Source organism: Allotamlana fucoidanivorans (assembly GCF_006265225.1).
GTDB lineage: Bacteria > Bacteroidota > Bacteroidia > Flavobacteriales > Flavobacteriaceae > Allotamlana > Allotamlana fucoidanivorans.
On sequence record NZ_VDCS01000002.1, the window covers coordinates 69258 to 88838 of the forward strand.

A 19581-nucleotide genomic window follows, 5' to 3' on the forward strand; every position below is an offset into this window, starting at 1 on the left:
ATAATATATTTATAAGATTAATATTTCACCAAATTATTGATTTCTCAATGTGGTTCACTAATAATAGGGCAAACCTTTTACTAAACCCCTAATTTAAATTAAAAATATTAAAGACCTATCGTTTTTATTTCAAATGATGAATGTTTCACTATTAGAATTACATATATTTTGTATGCTATGGTAGAGTTATGAAATAATGTAGACATTAACTGTACTTTGTATTCTAAGAAGTTTATAATATCAGCTGTAAATATGTTAGAAGCGAACGCTTAATGAAACAAAAAAAGAACCAACTCAATTAGAGTTTCAACGCAGGACGACCATCACACTAACCACCTAAAATAAAAAAGGCATTGCATTATTATGCAATACCTTTTAAAACTAACTAAACCAAACTAATACTAGTATTAAAATTTACGGCATTAAAACAGCATCAACTACATGAATAACCCCATTTGTTGCTTGAACGTTTAATAATTCTGGAATTAGCATAGCATTACCATCAATCGTTAAACTACTTAAGTCAAGATCAAAATTGCCATTTAAAGTGGTTACAGATCCACTTGATAAATCACTAGAGTACACACGACCTTCAACCACGTGATAAAGTAGTATGTTTGTTAAAACTGTTGTATCAAGACCTTGAATGACTCCTTTAGCTTCTTCTAAATCTGATAAATTCAAGAAGTTGAGAAATGCCTGATTTGTTGGAGCAAATACGGTAAAAGGCCCTCCATTTGATAAGGTATCTCCTAAACCTGCAGCATTTGCCGCAGTAAGCAATAATGAAAATTCAGGATCAAAACTTGCAGCAGTTTCAACCAAATTCATTGTAGGCGGCATTAAAACCTTATCAATAGCATGGATAACACCATTAGTAGCTTGAACATTAGATATTTTTACTTTTGAATCATTAATATAAACCATGGGAGCCATATCTAAATTCACATATACTGCAGCTCCGTTTAACGTAGGAACAAAACCGTTCATTAACTGATTACTAAACACATACCCATCAACCACATGATACAGAAGAATTTGAGTTAATACATCCATTGGAATATCGTCTAGACTATTATAAGGTGTTGCCTCCAATAAATCCATAAATGCCTTGTTTGTAGGAGCAAAAACAGTAAAGGGGCCACCGTCTGTTAATATACCTCCAAGATTTGCTTTAACAACAGCATCAAATAAAATAGAAAAATCATCACTAGACCCCGCAATACCTGCTATGGTTAAATTTGGTGGAAACAAAACACTATCTATAACATGAACTACACCATTTCTCGCTTTTATGTCTGCCATAGTTACCTTTGCATTGTTTATAAGTACACCATTATCAATATTTACAATGACATTAGCTCCATTTACGGTTGTAACGGGTCCATTTTCTAATTGATTACTGTAAACTGTCATACCAACGGCATGGTAAAGCAATATATCTGCCAAATTTTCTACTTCCGTTACATTTTCGGTTGTTATGCCTAAGGCTGCAAAAGCCATATCTGTTGGAGCAAAAACTGTTAGTCTATTTCTAGAAACGGTACTTGCCAACTTCGTTCTAGCAAGGGCTTTGCTAAGAACGTCAAAAGTGGGGGTATAATCGCCTTCCTTATTGTTTAACATTTTAGCCGTGCTTGATTGCCCTTTATTAAAACTTTCAAGTACTTCCACTATACTTGGTAAATCAGAATTGAGATCAGCAGTTTCAGCCTCTTGGTCACTACATGAAAAACCAAGAAAACTAATTAACAAAGCAGAGAGAAAATACAAATAGATTTTAGGGAGTCGATTTACTGTTAATGCTGTTTTCATAATTTTGTTTAATATTTTATCATTTTTATCAAACATAATAATTTTGTTTAATTTATTTTTAAAAATAATAAACATTTTAGATAAAGTGACAAAAAAAGACGCTTAAATACGTCTTCTATCTACCCCCATAAGCTTTAATATTAATTTGTGAATCTTTTAACAATATCTCTTGTTGGAAGAATTTTAGTAGTATGTTCAATACTTGGCCCAGCCACCCAAACGGTTTTATAAGTTGCTTTGGTTGCCGCATGCTTTGTAGCATTCATACCGATAGTAAATCGTATCATTTTAACCCACTTTTTAAGCCTTTTATTTTTATTTAATAGATTTTCTAGCCAAGTTGCTTTTGTTCCTATTTTTTGAACATAAGGGGTATTAATTACAGTACATGGTGTACCTGAAATACGTTCTGTCATAACAATATCATCGGCTCCATAATCTACACAAGCTTGTTTGTATTCGTCGGTTACTGCAGCCTCTATAGAAGCTATAAACGGACTTCCTACTGACACACCTTGAGCACCGTAGCTCAACATTTTATCAATATCTTGTTTACATCCCACCCCACCTGCTGATATAATTGGAATTTTACAGTGTGTACTTAACTCCTTAATCAATTCCTCAGGTGACTTATCACCACGATGTCCTCCTGCTTGATTATTGACTGCTATAATAGCGTCTGCTCCCAAGGCTTCAACCTTTTTCGCAAACTTTAAATCAACCACATCACAGAACACTTTTATATTAGCTTTGTGTGCTTGAATTATGGTTTCTTCTGGGCTACCCAAGGAGGTTATAATAAAATCACAACCTTCTTCACAAATGACTTCTAATTGACCTTTATACTTAATATTAGATTTATTGACAATTAAATTGAAGCCAAATGAACCACCTTCAACTTTGGCCTCCTTTAAAGCTCGTGCTGCTAATCGTAATTCATCAAGCGTTCTATAGTTAAGGGCAGGAATACATCCTGCAATACCACTATTCATGGCTTCTTTTACCATAGATACATTGGAAACCAAGAACATAGGAGCCTGAATTATGGGATATTTAATGTGTAGTAGTTCGGTAAGTTTAGTTGACATGTGTACTTTTTTCAAATATAAAAATATTATGCATGCATAACAACTATGTTTGCATAATAAAATCAGTTTAAAAGTTGACATTATGATTTTTATCATTTTTTTATTATGCATGCATAGTTAATTTTATGAGTAAATAATTCTAAACAATATGAAAACCATTGTAAATATTTTTATCGGACTCGTAATAAGCAGTAGCTTAAGCGCTCAAACGGTTAATCTTCCCGAAACTTTAATTGACATAAACTATAAATACATAGCATCGCAAAACACGAATAATGCACAAAATCACGTGAAACTTCTGGAAGATGAAGTTTTAAATTTTAATCATAAAGAGGAATTGTTTGATCAATATGATGATGCCCATGACGTTTATACCGTATCATTTAATATTCCGAAAGGAAAAATCATTGCGGCTTACAACAAAAATGGAAAGATTATAAGAACTATTGAAAAATATAGCGACGTACGATTGCCTTTAGAGGTTATGCAAGCTATATCAAAACGTTTTCCTAATTGGGGCATTATTGAGGACGCCTACCTTATTAAGTATCATTGTGAGGCCGATTCATTAAACCAAGAATACAAAATTAAGATTAAAAATCAGGATCAAATTCTTATTGTAAAAACAGATGAAAAAGGATTATTCATTTAATCTATAAATCGATAATAACCACATTTTAAATAAGCCCCTTCTGCAAACCCAACGGGATGATCAAGATCATGGCCTGTTTTAAGTATCGTTTTAAAGGCTCTCTTACTTGAAGCCAAGGCATGTGTGTTAATCTCAAAAAAGTCTTGCGTTAAAACTCTTGATGAGCAAGACGCCATAACCAAAAGACCTTTTGAAGCAGTTAACCTTTCCCCGAGTTGTGCCAGTTGTTTATATTTTTTCTTGGCCAAATCTACTTCAGATGCCTGTTTCGCAAAACTTGGCGGGTCAATAACTACAACGTCAAAAGTGATACGTTTTTTTATCAGCTTTTCTAGTGCTTCAAAAGCATCTCCAGCTATCGTTCTATGAATACCATTGTACGTGTTTAGTTTCCCATTGGCTATGGCAATATCAAGCGCTTGTTTACTAATATCTAAACTGGTAACCTCTTTAGCATTATTGGCTAAAGCGTGTACCGAAAAGCCGCCAGCATAAGAAAACACATCTAAAACCGTTTTACCGCTACTCCACTCACCTACTTGTTTTCGGTTCGCTCTATGGTCTAAAAAATATCCTGTTTTATGTCCCTTAATGACGTTGGCCGAAAAATGAACACCATGTTCTACAAATTGAACAACCTCATTATTTAAGATACCATATATAACTTCGCCATTTTTTAATTGATGATGTTTTGATTGTTCCAAACTTCGGCTTAATCTTAAAACAATGGTTTTGGCTTTTGAAGTTGCTTGTAACTTCGGAATAATGACCTCTAAATACGGTAACCAAATTTCTGAATATAATTTAACCACTAAAACTTGCGCATAAACATCCGCTATTAATCCAGGAAAACCATCATTTTCTCCAAATAATAATCGGTAACTATTGGTATCTGTTTGAAGTAGTTTTTCTCGTTTTGCGAAAGCTTCATCTATCTTTTTTTGAAAAAACACGTTATTTATATCCACTCTTCTGGTACCAGAATGCAGCATTTTAATTCGAATGGGCGATTCTGCATCAAATAACCCCAAACCAATTACTTTATTTTTATTTTTTCCGAAAATTACGGCTAAATCCCCAGATTGAGCATCCTCATTAATTTTTATAATACTATTTGAAAACACCCAAGGATGCCCTTGCAACACAAACTTTTCGCCTTTTGCATTTAGTTTAACCGCTAGGCGTTTTGGTCTGTAATTAGCTTTAATTTTTAAGGAGTATGACATGTAATTTAATTGGAAATGCCAAAAGTATAGTTTTTCTAAACATTAGTCTTAATTAGTTGATATAACAACTACATTTTATCGTTTAAAAACGAAAGTGCCTTTAAAATTGGTAGTAGCTATCACCCCTTCTTCTTCTATGACCTCTGTTTCTGAAAAACTAATAATCAATTTATGATTACTCAATTCTAGTATTTTCATAATTGTGGTTTCACCATTATTAGTTACAAAAAGCTGATCTCCTTCAAGACTCCATGTGCCATCTTCTATAAAATTGGTTTCATTGATTTCTTCAGTTGTAGTAAAGCCATTAATAGTGTAGGTAAGTTTTAATCCATAACTTCCCTTTGAAACTAAGGTGTTAGGATTCTCATTAAAAGTTAATGTGTTATTCATATTAAACCCCTCTCCTGTGAAATCTGCCTTTATGGTTTGTCCAGATTCAGAGGATTCAACTGTTCCATCATAAGTCATGCCCGTTCCTTGCCAAACCCCAATAATACTAGCTGAAATTTTTGAATTCTCACTTTCTGAATCTTTTGAACAAGAAAATGTAACAAAAAGAATAAGACTTAATATGATTAATTTTTTCATAATTTTGATTTTCTTACAATTTACAAGAAATATAAAAACGAACAAATAATGAATTATAATTTGCGCATAATCACACTTATTATCATTACAATAGTCTACTCCTGTGATGGTAATTCTGAATTCATTGAAAATTTGTGGGTAAATTCAAAACGGGTAGATTGTGTTGGTGTTGTACTTCAAAAATGTTATCAGATTCAAGCGAATGAGAAGATTAATGATGAAGATTGGCGTTTCTTTTATGGAGAAATTGAAGGCTTTGACGATTTATAGGAGGAAGGTTATATTTACAATATTTCGGTTAGTATAAAAACTATAGCCAACCCACCCGCAGACGGAAGTTCCATAAGATATAAACTTTCTAAAGTGAACAGCAAAACTTCTAAATAGCAAAGAAGAATTGACGCTTTAAACGTTAATATAGTAGATTGTATTTTTGGTTAAATGACTCAAATGCTGTTTTTTAGCTAGGTTTATAAAAAGATAAACAGTATTTTTGTAAATACACTAATTACCAGCAAAGTAATTGCGTTTAAACTTTTTTCGTTTTCCCTAGAGCTAGTTATAGTTTTTAACCAACTATAAACACTAGAAAATAATGGTCTTTTCTAAGGAAAACAGCTTGTTTTTATTACAAAAAAATGCTCTCTTTAGAGAAGCTTCTGGTGATCAGATAACCCTGTTATTAAGAGATTCTGAATTTAAAATATTTAAAAAGCGTACATGCTTTGTAAACTCTAAACTCATAACAAATTTCTTTTATGTCATTTTTGATGGTCGTATAAAAGTGTATTTCTATGATGAATCTAAAGACCGTAAAATCACCCTTTTTATATTAACCAGACACGACGTATTTAACGTTTACAGACTTTTGGATTATAAATCTTTTAACATTTTTTACGAGACCCTTGATGATTTAAGTGTTATGCAAACACCTATTTCTGTTTTTAAAACATGGGTATCAAAAAACCCTAAATTTAATGCCGCTATCCTTCACTATCTAATATTGAAAATGAGCACCTTAGAAAAATATGTTACAGCCTCATGTTTAGATAGTACGACTACAAAGCTTGCCAGAGTTCTATTAAATAATGCTTCTTCAAACAAAAGCTTAATTGACGGTTTACCGCATAAAGAAATAGCGCAATATATAGGTACAACAAGAGCTGTTTTAAACAGACATCTTCAAAAATTTAAGGATGACGGTATCATTGAAATTCAAAATAAGACAATAACAATTAGAAATTTAGAGTTGCTAAAGAAACATCTATAATATCTGAGCAAAGTGCTACTCAAGTAGCATTTATTTAGCTTTTATATAGGTATATTTATGCATCATAAATTCTTGCTCTCTCAATTATCTTTGATTAATAGCTTATTATTTGTTTAATTTAATTCCTATTATCATGAAAAAGCTTTTAATCATTCTATTCCTTTTTGGGTTTACAGGTTTTGTATACTCACAAATCGCATTTAATCACAAACCCACAAAATTAGATACACGGGAAACATTTAGAACCAAACCTATGGCCAAGTCTAATGTTGTGAATACTAATTATCACAATGCCATTATTCTAACAACGCAATCAGACCGCGTAAAATCACTTGAGCAAAGAGTAGCCAACTACAATATTACCAAGCAGGACATATTTAAAGAAAAACGAAATACCTACGCTATTAATTTTAAAGACCCTAACTATAATGGAAGAATTAATGCTTACTTTAATAAAGAAGGGCAACTTATAAAATCTTATGAATTATTTAAAAATGTAAAACTTCCGCATGCTATATGGAACAAAATTTATAATGAATATCCAGAGTCAGTTATTCAAAAAACAGTTTATCGAGTACACTATTCTATAGTAAATGGAACTAGTAAACAGTATAAAGTTACTATCATTCAAAACAATGAAAAAAAGCAAGTGAAATTAGATGGTAATGGTAATTTTATATAAATAAGTATGTGGTATTTAAAATAAAAACGCAACCTATTTGGTTGCGTTTTTACTTATTATGCTATGTTTTAACAGACTTATTTTACTTCTTCAAAGTCTACATCCTCAACATCACTGCCTTCAGATGCGCCTTGATCTCCCGCTGCTCCTGCATCAGGACCTGGCTGAGCTCCACCTGCTTGCTGTGCTTCGGCTTGTGCTTTGTACATTTCTTCTGAAGCTACCTTCCATGCTTCATTAATCTTATCTAAAGCTGGAGTAATTAAAGCTAAGTCTTTAGATTCGTATGCTTTTTTCAACTCCTCTAAAGCTTCCTCAATAGGCTTCTTTTTATCATCTGATAATTTATCACCAAACTCTTCTAATTGTTTTTCCGTTTGGAAAATCATAGAATCAGCTTCATTTAATTTTTGAGCCTGTTCTGCAGCAGCTTTATCTGCTTCAGCATTAGCCTCGGCGTCTGCTTTCATTTTTTGAATTTCTTCTTCAGTTAAACCAGAAGACGCTTCAATTCTAATGTCTTGTTTCTTACCAGTTGCTTTATCTTCGGCAGATACTTTTATGATACCGTTGGCATCAATATCAAATGTCACTTCAATTTGCGGTGTACCACGACGTGCTGGTGGAATACCATCTAAGTGGAAACGTCCAATCGTTTTATTATCTGCTGCCATAGCGCGTTCACCCTGTAATACGTGAATTTCTACTGATGGCTGATTATCAGCGGCTGTTGAGAATACCTGAGATTTCTTTGTTGGAATAGTGGTGTTTGCTTCAATTAGCTTAGTAAACACATTACCCATAGTTTCTATACCAAGAGATAATGGTGTTACGTCTAATAACAGTACATCTTTTACATCTCCAGTTAATACACCTCCTTGAATTCCAGCTCCTAATGATACTACTTCATCCGGGTTAACTCCTTTACTTGGTGCTTTTCCAAAGAATTTCTCTACAGCTGTTTGTACTGCAGGTATACGTGTAGAACCACCAACTAAGATCACCTCATCGATATCACTTTTACTTAATCCAGCAGCTTTAAGTGCAGATTCACATGGTGCAATTGTACGTTTTACTAAATCATCAATTAATTGCTCAAATTTTGAACGCGTTAAGGTACGTACCAAGTGTTTTGGTCCACTTGCAGTCGCTGTGATATAAGGTAAGTTGATTTCTGTTTGAGACGATGATGACAGCTCAATTTTAGCTTTTTCAGCAGCTTCTTTTAAACGTTGAAGTGACATTGGATCTTGTCTTAAATCCATTCCCTCTTCAGCTTTAAACTCATCAGCTAACCAGTTGATGATTTTTTCGTCAACATCATCACCTCCTAAGTGGGTGTCACCATCGGTTGATAATACTTCAAACACACCATCTCCTAATTCTAAAATAGATACGTCATGTGTACCACCACCAAAATCGAATACCACAATTTTTTGATCTGTTCCTTTTTTATCCAAACCATATGCTAAAGCTGCTGCAGTAGGCTCATTAATAATACGCTCTACTTTTAAACCAGCTATTTCACCAGCCTCTTTTGTAGCTTGACGTTGACTATCGTTAAAGTATGCAGGCACTGTGATTACCGCTCTAGACACATCTTGCCCTAAATAGTCTTCAGCTGTTTTCTTCATTTTTTGAAGAATCATGGCTGATAATTCTTGTGGTGTATATAATCTTCCGTCGATATCAACTCTAGGGGTATCGTTATCGCCTTTTACAACTTTATAAGGTACACGTTCTGCTTCTTTTTGAGATTCAGAATATTTATTACCCATAAAACGTTTAATAGAATAAACTGTTTTAGTAGGATTTGTTACTGCTTGTCTTTTTGCAGGATCTCCAACTTTAATTTCTCCTCCTTCTACAAAAGCAATTACAGATGGTGTAGTGCGTTTACCTTCTGCATTTGGGATTACAACAGGATCGTTACCCTCCATCACAGAAACGCAAGAGTTGGTTGTTCCTAAATCAATTCCTATAATTTTACTCATAATTCTTTATTTATATTTTTGAATGTTCATTTTTAATTTCGGAAACAATAAGTCAATCATTATGCCATTTAAAAATTACTGACATGCTGTCATGAAATAAATATCCCCATTAATTATATTAAATATTTTCAGTAGATTACTTTATTATTTAAATACTTCATTAGTACATTTAATTAGAGTAATTTGCATACTCAATTTTTTTAGCATGAAAAAAGTAACAACTCTCATTTTTGTATTAATTATCAGTACTTTATCATTGACTGGCCAACAGATAACACATGATAGCATACAGAGCAACAAATCTACTAAAGATAAAAAGGCAGACTTTACAGTTATGCCTTATTTAAGTTATAACAGAAATTTAAAGTTCATGTTTGGTGCTATTCCGATGGTGATGTATAAGTTGGATAAAAATGACAGTATTTCTGCCAAATCTATTTCTGGTTTGTCTGTGGTTTATACCACTAATAAATCTCATATCATTGCTTTTTTTAATAAATGGTATTTTAAAGAAGATAATTGGAGAGGTACTTTCTTTGCGGTTACAGGTAGCTTTAATTCACAATTCTTTGTTAATGGTTTTCAAATAAGTGACTTTTATGACTTTGCTACAGATGCCACCATTGTTAGCGCTGGTATTCAACGAAAAATAATAAAAAAGTTGTATGGTGGATTAACCTATACGTACGCCAATTATAAAACCAATTTTGAAGATAATATTCAACCATCAACAAATACTATAACCAATGGTATTGAATTGAATTTATTATTAGATACAAGAAACGCCGTTTATTATCCTACGTCAGGAGCTTATACCCAACTTAAGTTTATTTCATATCCCGAATGGTTTGGCAATGATGTAAAAGCTAATAAGATTTCAGCGGAATATAACACTTATTTCTCCTCAAGAAATAATACCGATGTTATAGCTGCTCGGTTTTCTAGTAAAATTGGTTTAGGAAACATTGCTTTTGAACAACAAGAAGTCATTGGCGGAAAAGATATAAGAGGGTATTCTGAAGGCAAATTTAGAGGTGATGGTATTATAGCCCTACAGGGAGAATACCGTTATAATTTTGATAATAAAATGGGGCTTGTTGCCTTTGCTGGTTTAGCAACCATTTATGGTGCTGATAATGCCGATTTTGATTGGAAAGCGTATCCTGGAGGTGGTGTTGGCTACCGCTATGCTGCCTTTAAAAAAGTAAAATTTAATATTGGGTTAGATGCCGCTTTAGGAAAAGAAGACTGGGGCATCTATTTTAGAATTGGTGAAGCATTTTAACGCATCTATCTTGATTACAGTATGTTAAAAAAAGCACTTAACATGCCTCTTTGTTATTTTAAAAACAGGTAGATATTCCGTAAAAAGTTCTTGTATATTTGCTCAACTATAACGTTTGCGTAAATTATGGAATGTATCTCTATTTTTGACATGCTAAAAATTGGCGTTGGGCCCTCTAGCTCTCATACCTTGGGCCCTTGGCGTGCCGCAGAACGCTGGATTAATGAATTAAAAGAAGCTAAATCGTTTGATCACGTATCACATATTTCAATAGACCTTTATGGATCTTTATCTCTAACAGGTAAAGGTCATGCTACAGATTTGGCTATCATGCTAGGTTTAAGTGGGGCAAACCCAGAAACTATTCCTACAGATACAATTAATACCATTATCACCTCTATAAAAGAGAAAAAAGCACTCCGTTTTAATAACGAGAAGCATCTGAAATTCAATCCAGAAACCGATATTGTTTTTAATAAAAATTTTTTACCCTTTCATGCCAACGGTCTTAAATTTACAGCGCTAATAAAAGGTAAAGCATACACATCTACATTTTACTCTATTGGTGGTGGGTTTGTTGTAAAAAAAGAACGTAAAAGCAGCAAAAAGAATTTTGAAATAAAATGTGGATTCCCCTATCCTATTGAAAAAGGTACTGATTTACTGCAGTATTGTAAAACATTACAAAGTCCTGTGTCTAAAATAGTGTTGGAGAATGAAAAATCTATTAGATCTGAAGAAAATATTAACGCGGAAATTCAACGTATTTGGGATGCCATGTTAGAATGTATGTATCTGGGATGCCATACCGAGGGTATTTTACCAGGGGGCTTAAATGTAAAACGCAGAGCTTTTGATATTCATAAAAATCTTATCGGTAAAAAATTATATAATACACCTGTAGAATGGATTTATAGCATAAGAGATACTGAGGTTAAATTCAGGCAAATTTTAAAATGGGTAAGTTGTTTTGCGCTTGCCGTAAATGAGGTAAATGCTTCATTAGGTCGTGTTGTTACTGCGCCAACTAACGGAAGTGCTGGTGTTATTCCTGCAGTACTCATGTATTATTTGGTTATTGAAAATCATGATGGAAATTTTGAAGATATTAAACGGTTTTTGCTTGTAGCGGGTGAAATTGGCAGTATTTTTAAAAAAGGAGCCACTATAAGCGCTGCCATGGGAGGCTGCCAAGCAGAAATTGGCGTATCATCTGCCATGGCTGCAGGTGGTTTATGTGAATTACTTGGTGGAACACCAGAACAGGTACTCATGGCATCTGAAATTGCTATGGAACATCATTTAGGATTAACTTGTGACCCCATTGGAGGACTCGTACAAATACCTTGTATAGAACGCAATGCCATGGGTGCCATAAAAGCTATTAATGCTGCTGAATTGGCATTAGATAGTGCACCTGAAAATGCCAAAGTTCCTTTAGATAAAGTCGTTGCAACCATGTGGGAAACAGCAAAAGACATGCATACTAAATATAAAGAAACAAGTGAAGGCGGATTAGCAATTAGCGTCAACTTGACTGATTGCTAAGAATCTTGCTAATCTATAAGCGAAACACCATTTAAATCGGTAGTAAGAACATCACTCATATAATCAAAAAACGGCCGAACCGCTTGAAATGCTACATCAACTTCGCTTAGAAAATTGGTATTTAATACGTCATTGTCTGAGAATTTTTTTATAAAAATGTACTGTTTCTTTTTTATTAAGTCAATGGCCTGATGCTCTTTACTAAATCCTTTAGGTGCCGTTTTAACTTCATCACCAACAAAAGCATTTCCCCAAACCGAATTAAATGTCTTATTTGCTAAAATGGTTCTTATTTCTGAATCATCCATTTCAAATTCTTTTCTAATGCGGTATAAATCTTCTTTAACAGGTTCCCAAAACCCTGTTGCTATAAAACTTTCATTATTGGGTTGAATATGCAAGTAATACCCACCTCTTAATTTGGGTTTGGTTCTGTGAAAAGAACCGCCAAAATGCGTTTTATAAGGTAGTTTGTTTTTTGAAAAACGTACATCTCTATAAATTCTAAATAGCTTTAGTTTGTCAATATCATCATGTTTATTCAAATTTTCAAACACCTGATTGTAAACTAATTTTATTTCCTTTTCAATGGTTTTAAATTCTGATTTATTATCATTAAACCAATCCCTATTATTGTTCTTTTCCAATCGTTTTAAAAAGGAAAACACCAATTTTGGTACTTGCATATCCATAATGTTTTATGTTATTTTGATGTTCTAAAATACGAAAAGTCCCGAATGAATCGGGACTTTTATTATTATCTTAACACGACTAATAATTATAGATCTGGATTTCTTTTTTTATACACCTTAGTTTTTATGCTTTGCGATTTTTCATCATAATATTCAATAACAAAGTTTCCAGCAGTGTCAAAATAGCCAATTCCATTGTGCATTTTTCCTCGTACAATATAGTTTCCTTTAGCTTGAGAACTCCAGGCTTTACCAACTTTTACAAACCGGTTATTGTCATTATCAAAAGCAATGTCAAAGCCATTATTATTTGGTATAAACTTATAGTTATCATCACCTTTTACAAAATAGGTTGTCTTGGTTAGTACATCAAAAGCTTCATCAGAATCATCATCAATCATAATCACTTTTTCTACTTTTTTTGTAGCATCTATACGTTTCTGATTAACTTTGTGTGCATCGCGTTTATCTAATTCAACATTTGCTGTTTCACGGGTAACCACTTTTAATTTCTTTTCCTTAGTTTCTTTCCCATCTTTATATTTAATGGTTTTTACCTTAGATTCTTCTTTTATTTCTGTAGGTTCTTCTTGTGCCATTACAGTACCACTAATAAGTATGGCTAGCACGAATACAATCTTTTTCATTCTACTAATTTTAATGGTTTATAATTTATATTTATGTAAATAGTTATAACTATTTATCTTGTTTGCTTTCTTCTTTGACTTCGTTGATTTCATCTTGAACATCTTCAAGTGCATCTTCTACATCATCAGAAAGTTCTTCTGAATTTTCTTTAATATCGGCCTTCGCTTCGTTTATAGCGTTTTCAATTTTCTCATCAGCCGATTTCTCTTTTTTATCACCACAACTTGTAAATGCAAGTGTAATGGTAAACAGTATCAGTACTATGGCTATGATTTTTTTCATAACGTTTCGTTTTAGGTTATTATTAAATTTTACAGGTTGCTAGGTTGCTTTCCTATATTTCGTCTTCAATTTCATCGGCAGCATCTTCAACGGCATCACCTACTTCTTCTGCGGCTTCCTCAATATGATCTTCTGCTTTTTTTTCTTCTCTACAACCAGTAAATATGGTTGATAATGAGAATAACAATATAATGGCTAATACTAATTTTTTCATGATTATAGTTTTTTTGGTTAATATTTATTTATAATTATAACTTAATTTATTTGCTTATTGCGCTTTTAATTAAGGATAGTACAAAGAGTACAAGAAAAATAAAGAAGCATATTTTAGCAATACCTGCAGATGCTCCTGCTATTCCACCAAACCCTAATACTCCAGCGATTAAGGCAATTATTACAAATGTGATTGTCCAACGTAACATAATTTTAAATTTTAAACATTGACTAAATAATAATTTACATGAGTTGTAAATCTACTCTAGTTATTAGAGAATTGCTTTTTTAAAGCGGTGTCATCAAATGATAGTTTATTATCAAATTGAAGTGTTCTGATAGGAAATGGGATACTAATTCCTTTTTCGTTGTAAGCTTTTTTAATTTCAATTATAGCTTTAGTTTTTGCTTTAAGCTTTTCTAACATGCTTTCGGCGTCAATCCAAAATCTGCATAGGTAATTAATTGAGCTATCTCCAAATTCGGTATAATAGAATTCTACAGCTTCAGGTCCATTCACCTGTTCAAAGGTATTAGCTATAGTTGCCTTTGTTAATTTTTCAACCTCCTCTAAATCGGATTCATAAGCCACTCCACATTCTAAAGCCACACGCATTTTTGTGGTTAAAGAATAATTTTTTAAAGGGTTTTCAAGAATCAATTTATTGGGTAAAACAACAATATTATTATCGGCTTCTTTAATAACAAATTCTTTTAGGTTTATATCAATAACTTCACCAGCATAACCATTGGTCTCCACCCAATTACCTATTTGAATCTTTTTTCTAAAAGATAAGGCGATACCTGCCACCGTATTACTAAGTGTGTTTTGTAAAGCCAAACCTATAGCTAAACCTGCTACACCTGCAGTAGCTAATAGTGAGGTTAAGGTTTTACTCAAATTTAAAATACCTAAAGCAATGTATAAACCAATAAGTACCAAAACAATGGCCGATATTTTTGAAATCATTTGAGAAACCGATTCCTGTTGAACCTGCCTAGAAACCAATTTATAGGTTAGCGTGTTAACATACTTGGCTATAAAATAAGCCATAAACAATACCAAGAATGCTAAGGCAAAGTTTGGTAAATATTCAATAAAAGTGTTTAACCACGATTCTAGTTTTGAAATTATTGTGTTGATTATTTCTGAAATAGATAGTTCCATTTTGTTAAAGTTTTAAGATTAATAATTCATTTTGAAAAATGATTATTAACTAGCCAGCTTCAACAACACGTTTTTTAAAGGAACCTGAAGATGTTTTACTCCATGCATGAAGCATCCAACTCGATTTTTCTAGTTGCCTGATGTAGGCTCCAATTAAATCCATGGTACCTTCATCTGATACTTTTTCAGCCTTTTCAATGACGTTTGACATTTGAGATAACAGTATTTTATGGTCGTTTAAAGTATCTTCAACCATATCTTGATCTGTCTTAATAGGCTTGTTTTCATTAATATGAGCCGTTTTTAAATAATCTTCAAGTTTACTCATTGGGTGGTAGCGTAAGGTTAAAATGCGTTCTGCTATTTCATCAATTTTTATCTTAGCATCATTATATAATGCTTCAAATTTTTCGTGTAAATCGAAGAAATTTTCACCAATAATATTCCAATGATTACTTCTCAACTTTTGGTAGTACACGTGGTAATCTGCTAGAAGCGTATTCAATTCCATGACCACGGGTAGCAATTCCTCTTCATTCATTTTTAAATAACTCATAGTTGTTCTGGTTTTTTTTGATTACTCCATTCAAACTAGGGCATAAACACAAAATGTCAAGGTCTTTAACAGGGTTTAACGTTAAGCTAATAGCATTAACATAATTTTATGTTAATAAAAAGGTGGTTTGTTAAATATATTATGAAACTTTTTAGGTGTATTTACTTATAAAATAAAGTCTATTTTGTTTAAAATCAACCCCGAAGCTGGTGCAATATAATTCATTTTTATATTGCTATTAGGTAATAAACTGGCTTTGATATCTTCTAACGTTAGGTTGCCTTTGCCTAAATCTATTAGGGTTCCCATCATGAGTCTGATTTGATTTCGCATAAACCCTTTACCTCTTACCCTTAGGATGTAAGACTTTTTTGGAAAATAATTGGCGGTATATATGGTGTTTTCAATCAGTTGGCAAGTAAGAATATTACGGGTATAATTACCATTTCCAGTAGGCTTGTAGCAATATGATTTTATAAAATGTTCACCTTCAAACAACTTGGCACCTTCTTTCATGAGATCAATATCTAAATCATCTAAAATAGTAGTCATAATAGGTGCGCAAAACGGATGGCATTTCTCACCATAAGTAAATAGGTAGAGGTATTCTTTTATTTTTGAATTGTTAATGATGTTAAATTTAGCATCCACTTCTTTGATGCTTTTGGCTCTAATATCTTGGGGCAAATTGTAATTGAATAGTTGTAAAAAAGCATCCAAATCATCAATAGGCTCTTGAAGAAACAATTCAAAAGCGGCATCTTCAGCTGACACCATGGCATCGGTTCTTCCAGAGCTTAAACTTTTAAAAGGTCTTCCTTCTAAAATAAAGTTTAGTGTTCTGTCAACCATAAGATGCAAGGTTTTCACATCGGGCTGTTTTTGCCAACCATGAAACCGATAGCCCAAATACTGAATATGTATAACGTAGAAGAATTTTTTCATTACCCAATGACTAGCTGAAGTGGCCAACAATAACTTGTAAAAATTTATGTATCACGTGTTACAACACACCTGATAGCATTTAAATATATATTTTGTCTTGATATATTTTATTTATGCCTTCCTTTTAGTTCTGCTTCAATATCTTTTAAGGTAAAACCTTTGGCTTGTAATAGCATGAGGTAATGGAATAATAAATCGGCAGATTCATATAAGAATAATTCATCGTTACTATCCATGGCTTCTATTACCGTTTCAACAGCCTCCTCTCCTACTTTTTGCGCTACTTTATTGATGCCTTTTGAAAACAAACTAGCTACATACGATTTAGCTGTATCTTTATTAGCTACTCGTTCTGAAATCACATGTTCAAGAGTTGAAAAGAATCCGTAATTCGATTCATTTTTTTCCTTCCAGCAGGTATCTGTTCCCGTATGACAGGTTGGCCCTGTAGGATTTACTTGAATTAAAAGAGAGTCATTATCGCAGTCGTTTTTTATATCAACCAAATTTAAAAAATTACCACTTTCTTCTCCTTTGGTCCATAAACGCTGTTTGCTTCTGCTAAAAAAAGTGACTTTTTTTGTTTCTAAAGTTTTTTGATAGGCGGCTTCATTCATGTAACCTAACATCAATACATTTTTTGTTACCGCATCTTGAATAATAGCGGGTACTAATCCGTTTTGATCGTATTTTATTGTCATTACTTTATGTTTTTAAGTCTGAATCATATTCTTGTTTACTAACTAAAATCGTACTTCTATATGATTCGCCTTTAGTTCTTTTTTTAAATATGGAATAGGGATTTCACCAAAATGAAATACACTTGCTGCTAACGCAGCATCCGATTTTCCTTCTTTAAATGTATCGATAAAATGCTGCACATTTCCTGCTCCCCCAGACGCGATAATTGGAATATTTAATTCCTCAGATAATTTTGCAAGGGCTACATTGGCAAACCCATTTTTAGTCCCATCATGATCCATTGAGGTGAATAAAATTTCGCCAGCACCACGTTGTTCTACTTCTTTGGCCCATTCAAATAAATCGATATCTGTCGGGATACTTCCGCCTGCCAAATGCACTTTCCATTGTCCGTTAATTTGCTTGGCATCAATAGCTACAACCACACACTGACTCCCAAATTTATTAGCCAGTTCGTTAACCAATTCTGGTCTTTTAACTGCTGAAGAATTAATCGATACCTTATCAGCGCCACATTGTAGTAAAGCATCAACGTGCTCTACAGATGAAATTCCGCCACCAACAGTAAACGGTATATTTACCTGCTCTGCCACATGCATTACCATTTCTAAAGTAGTTGCACGTCCCTCTAAAGTGGCCGATATGTCTAAAAAAACCAGTTCGTCTGCACCATAATTAGCATATTGTTTAGCCAGTTCAACAGGATCTCCCGCATCACGTAGATCGACGAAATTTACACCTTTTACAGTGCGACCATCTTTAATATCTAAACAGGGTATAATTCGTTTTGTTAACATTTTTCTGGTTATTGGTTGGTAGTTATTGGTTATTAGGTTTATTTTATTAAATCACTAATAATTAACTATATAATTTTCTAATTGTTTTAAACTGATTTTATTTTCGTATATCGCTTTACCAATAATAGTGCCTTCACACCCCAGATCTGCTAATTTAGGCAATTCGTCAAACTCTGAAATACCCCCACTGGCAATTAGTTTAATGTTTGGCAACGCTGCTAACATTTTTTTGTACAAATCGAATGAAGGGCCTTCTAACATCCCATCTTTAGCAATATCGGTGCAAATAACGTACGACACGCCTTCCTTCATATAATTATCTACAAATGGAATAAGTTCTTCATCTGATTCTTCTAACCAACCACTAATAGCTATTTTTTCATTATTAGCATCGGCACCCAAAATAATTTTATCTGCACCAAATTTCGATAACCAATTTTTAAAAACTTCACGGTTCTTAACAGCTATACTGCCTCCGGTAATTTGTTTCGCACCAGACTCAAAAGCAATTTTTAAATCCTCATCGGTTTTTAAGCCGCCACCAAAATCTATCTTCAAGTTTGTTTTGGTAGCAATTTGTTCCAAAACTTTATGATTTACAATATGACTGGCCTTTGCACCATCTAAGTCTACCAAATGCAGATACTCAATACCATGATCTTCATATTGTTTTGCGATTTCTAACGGATTTTCATTATAAACTTTTTTGGTGTTGTAATCACCTTTAGAAAGGCGTACACATTTTCCGTCTATGATGTCTATGGCTGGTATAATTCTCATTCTTATAAATCTAAAAAGTTTTGTAATATCTGTGCGCCTGCGGTACTACTTTTTTCTGGGTGAAATTGTACCCCATAAAAGTTTTTGTGTTGCAATGCCGATGCATAATTTAAACCATAATCGGTTGTAGCAATGGTTTCAGGACAATGCTCTGCATAGTAGCTATGTACCAAATACATATACTCTTTTTCCTTGACATCCCTGAATAATTTTGATTTTAAATTCTTAATCACGTTCCATCCCATTTGAGGCACTTTAACCGAATTATCAAAGCGTTTCACAACCGTTTTGAATACGCCTAGCCCCTTGGTATTGCCCTCTTCGGTAAACTCACAGAGTAATTGCATACCGAGGCATATGCCTAAAACAGGTTGCTTCAACTTTGGAATGAGTATATCTAACCCACTCTCTTTAAGCATGGTCATGGCGCTACTGGCTTCACCTACACCAGGAAAAATGACTTTATCGGCAGACTTTATTTCTTCGGGATTGTTTGATAATACAGCATCGTATCCTAAACGCTTAAAAGCAAATTGAATACTTTTAATATTACCAGCTCCATAATTTATAATAACTAACTTCATTTTTTAGTTGTTGATTGTTGGTTGATTGTTACTCTTTTAAAAAACTATAATTAGTAACAAAAA

General features: G+C 33.1%; 22 protein-coding genes and 1 pseudogene. 6 read left to right on the plus strand and 17 right to left on the minus strand.

Annotated elements, in window-relative coordinates:
• Positions 1-414: 414 nt before the first annotated feature.
• A complete protein-coding gene (locus FGF67_RS01930; protein WP_158293159.1) occupies positions 415-1815 on the minus strand; it encodes a fasciclin domain-containing protein in 1401 nt (466 codons plus the stop codon).
• Positions 1816-1955: 140 nt separating this feature from the next.
• The gene (locus FGF67_RS01935; protein WP_139694779.1) at positions 1956-2903 is read right to left on the minus strand and encodes an NAD(P)H-dependent flavin oxidoreductase; all 948 of its coding nucleotides are present in this window, start codon (positions 2901-2903) and stop codon (positions 1956-1958) included.
• 148 nt (positions 2904-3051) lie between these two features.
• Here FGF67_RS01935 and FGF67_RS01940 point away from each other — a divergent pair, with 148 nt between their 5' ends.
• The gene (locus FGF67_RS01940; protein WP_139694780.1) at positions 3052-3555 is read left to right on the plus strand and encodes a nicotinate-nucleotide adenylyltransferase; all 504 of its coding nucleotides are present in this window, start codon (positions 3052-3054) and stop codon (positions 3553-3555) included.
• Here the strand turns inward: FGF67_RS01940 and FGF67_RS01945 are convergent.
• Together FGF67_RS01945 and FGF67_RS01950 are read right to left on the minus strand one after the other, a co-directional pair.
• The gene (locus FGF67_RS01945) at positions 3552-4781 is read right to left on the minus strand and encodes a class I SAM-dependent rRNA methyltransferase (protein WP_139694781.1); all 1230 of its coding nucleotides are present in this window, start codon (positions 4779-4781) and stop codon (positions 3552-3554) included. The genes FGF67_RS01940 and FGF67_RS01945 overlap by 4 nt on opposite strands.
• Positions 4782-4856: 75 nt before the next feature.
• Positions 4857-5372, minus strand: coding sequence for a lipocalin family protein (locus FGF67_RS01950; RefSeq protein ID WP_139694782.1), 516 nt, complete (start codon positions 5370-5372; stop codon positions 4857-4859).
• 48 nt (positions 5373-5420) lie between these two features.
• On the opposite strand from FGF67_RS01950, the pseudogene FGF67_RS01955 reads away from it, so the two are divergent.
• The 3 genes and pseudogenes from FGF67_RS01955 (at position 5421) to FGF67_RS01970 (ending at position 7324) form a co-directional block, all read left to right on the plus strand.
• A pseudogene (locus FGF67_RS01955) lies at positions 5421-5759 on the plus strand (DUF4377 domain-containing protein).
• A gap of 208 nt (positions 5760-5967) precedes the next feature.
• On the plus strand, positions 5968-6642 hold the full coding sequence (locus FGF67_RS01965; RefSeq protein WP_139694784.1) for a Crp/Fnr family transcriptional regulator: 675 nt from the start codon (positions 5968-5970) through the stop codon (positions 6640-6642).
• A 133-nt stretch (positions 6643-6775) separates the two neighbouring features.
• Positions 6776-7324 carry a hypothetical protein gene (locus FGF67_RS01970; RefSeq protein ID WP_139694785.1) on the plus strand — a complete coding sequence of 183 codons (549 nt, stop codon included), beginning with the start codon at positions 6776-6778 and terminating at the stop codon, positions 7322-7324.
• A 77-nt stretch (positions 7325-7401) separates the two neighbouring features.
• On the opposite strand, the gene dnaK is transcribed toward FGF67_RS01970, so the two are convergent.
• The gene (dnaK, locus tag FGF67_RS01975; RefSeq protein ID WP_139694786.1) at positions 7402-9318 is read right to left on the minus strand and encodes a molecular chaperone DnaK; all 1917 of its coding nucleotides are present in this window, start codon (positions 9316-9318) and stop codon (positions 7402-7404) included.
• A 205-nt stretch (positions 9319-9523) separates the two neighbouring features.
• Between dnaK and FGF67_RS01980 the strand changes: the two genes are divergently transcribed.
• Positions 9524-10603: a BamA/TamA family outer membrane protein gene (locus tag FGF67_RS01980; protein ID WP_139694787.1), complete on the plus strand. Its 1080-nt coding sequence runs from the start codon at positions 9524-9526 to the stop codon at positions 10601-10603.
• Between the two features lie 126 nt (positions 10604-10729).
• Positions 10730-12151 carry an L-serine ammonia-lyase gene (locus FGF67_RS01985; protein WP_139694788.1) on the plus strand — a complete coding sequence of 474 codons (1422 nt, stop codon included), beginning with the start codon at positions 10730-10732 and terminating at the stop codon, positions 12149-12151.
• Positions 12152-12159: 8 nt separating this feature from the next.
• Here the strand turns inward: FGF67_RS01985 and FGF67_RS01990 are convergent, their stop codons facing one another.
• From FGF67_RS01990 to hisH, 12 genes are all read right to left on the minus strand, one after another.
• Positions 12160-12843 carry a DUF2461 domain-containing protein gene (locus tag FGF67_RS01990; protein WP_139694789.1) on the minus strand — a complete coding sequence of 228 codons (684 nt, stop codon included), beginning with the start codon at positions 12841-12843 and terminating at the stop codon, positions 12160-12162.
• An 86-nt stretch (positions 12844-12929) separates the two neighbouring features.
• Positions 12930-13490, minus strand: coding sequence for a hypothetical protein (locus FGF67_RS01995; protein ID WP_139694790.1), 561 nt, complete (start codon positions 13488-13490; stop codon positions 12930-12932).
• A gap of 49 nt (positions 13491-13539) precedes the next feature.
• Positions 13540-13773, minus strand: coding sequence for a hypothetical protein (locus FGF67_RS02000; protein WP_139694791.1), 234 nt, complete (start codon positions 13771-13773; stop codon positions 13540-13542).
• A 52-nt stretch (positions 13774-13825) separates the two neighbouring features.
• A complete protein-coding gene (locus tag FGF67_RS17425) occupies positions 13826-13987 on the minus strand; it encodes a hypothetical protein (protein ID WP_199240638.1) in 162 nt (53 codons plus the stop codon).
• Positions 13988-14033: 46 nt separating this feature from the next.
• The gene (locus tag FGF67_RS02005; protein WP_139694792.1) at positions 14034-14195 is read right to left on the minus strand and encodes a DUF1328 domain-containing protein; all 162 of its coding nucleotides are present in this window, start codon (positions 14193-14195) and stop codon (positions 14034-14036) included.
• Positions 14196-14251: 56 nt separating this feature from the next.
• Entirely contained in the window at positions 14252-15154 is a 903-nt protein-coding gene (locus FGF67_RS02010; protein WP_139694793.1) for a mechanosensitive ion channel family protein, read from the minus strand.
• Positions 15155-15203: 49 nt separating this feature from the next.
• Entirely contained in the window at positions 15204-15710 is a 507-nt protein-coding gene (locus tag FGF67_RS02015) for a Dps family protein (protein ID WP_139694794.1), read from the minus strand.
• A gap of 165 nt (positions 15711-15875) precedes the next feature.
• A complete protein-coding gene (locus FGF67_RS02020; protein ID WP_139694795.1) occupies positions 15876-16655 on the minus strand; it encodes a tRNA pseudouridine synthase A in 780 nt (259 codons plus the stop codon).
• Positions 16656-16762: 107 nt separating this feature from the next.
• Positions 16763-17356 (minus strand): bifunctional phosphoribosyl-AMP cyclohydrolase/phosphoribosyl-ATP diphosphatase HisIE, encoded by a 594-nt coding sequence (gene hisIE, locus FGF67_RS02025; protein ID WP_139694796.1) that lies wholly within the window; start codon positions 17354-17356, stop codon positions 16763-16765.
• Positions 17357-17398: 42 nt separating this feature from the next.
• Positions 17399-18154 carry an imidazole glycerol phosphate synthase subunit HisF gene (gene hisF, locus FGF67_RS02030; RefSeq protein WP_139694797.1) on the minus strand — a complete coding sequence of 252 codons (756 nt, stop codon included), beginning with the start codon at positions 18152-18154 and terminating at the stop codon, positions 17399-17401.
• A 54-nt stretch (positions 18155-18208) separates the two neighbouring features.
• Positions 18209-18934 (minus strand): 1-(5-phosphoribosyl)-5-[(5-phosphoribosylamino)methylideneamino]imidazole-4-carboxamide isomerase, encoded by a 726-nt coding sequence (gene hisA / locus FGF67_RS02035; RefSeq protein WP_139694798.1) that lies wholly within the window; start codon positions 18932-18934, stop codon positions 18209-18211.
• Positions 18935-18936: 2 nt separating this feature from the next.
• Positions 18937-19518, minus strand: coding sequence for an imidazole glycerol phosphate synthase subunit HisH (gene hisH, locus FGF67_RS02040; RefSeq protein WP_139694799.1), 582 nt, complete (start codon positions 19516-19518; stop codon positions 18937-18939).
• Between the last annotated feature and the right edge of the window lie 63 nt (positions 19519-19581).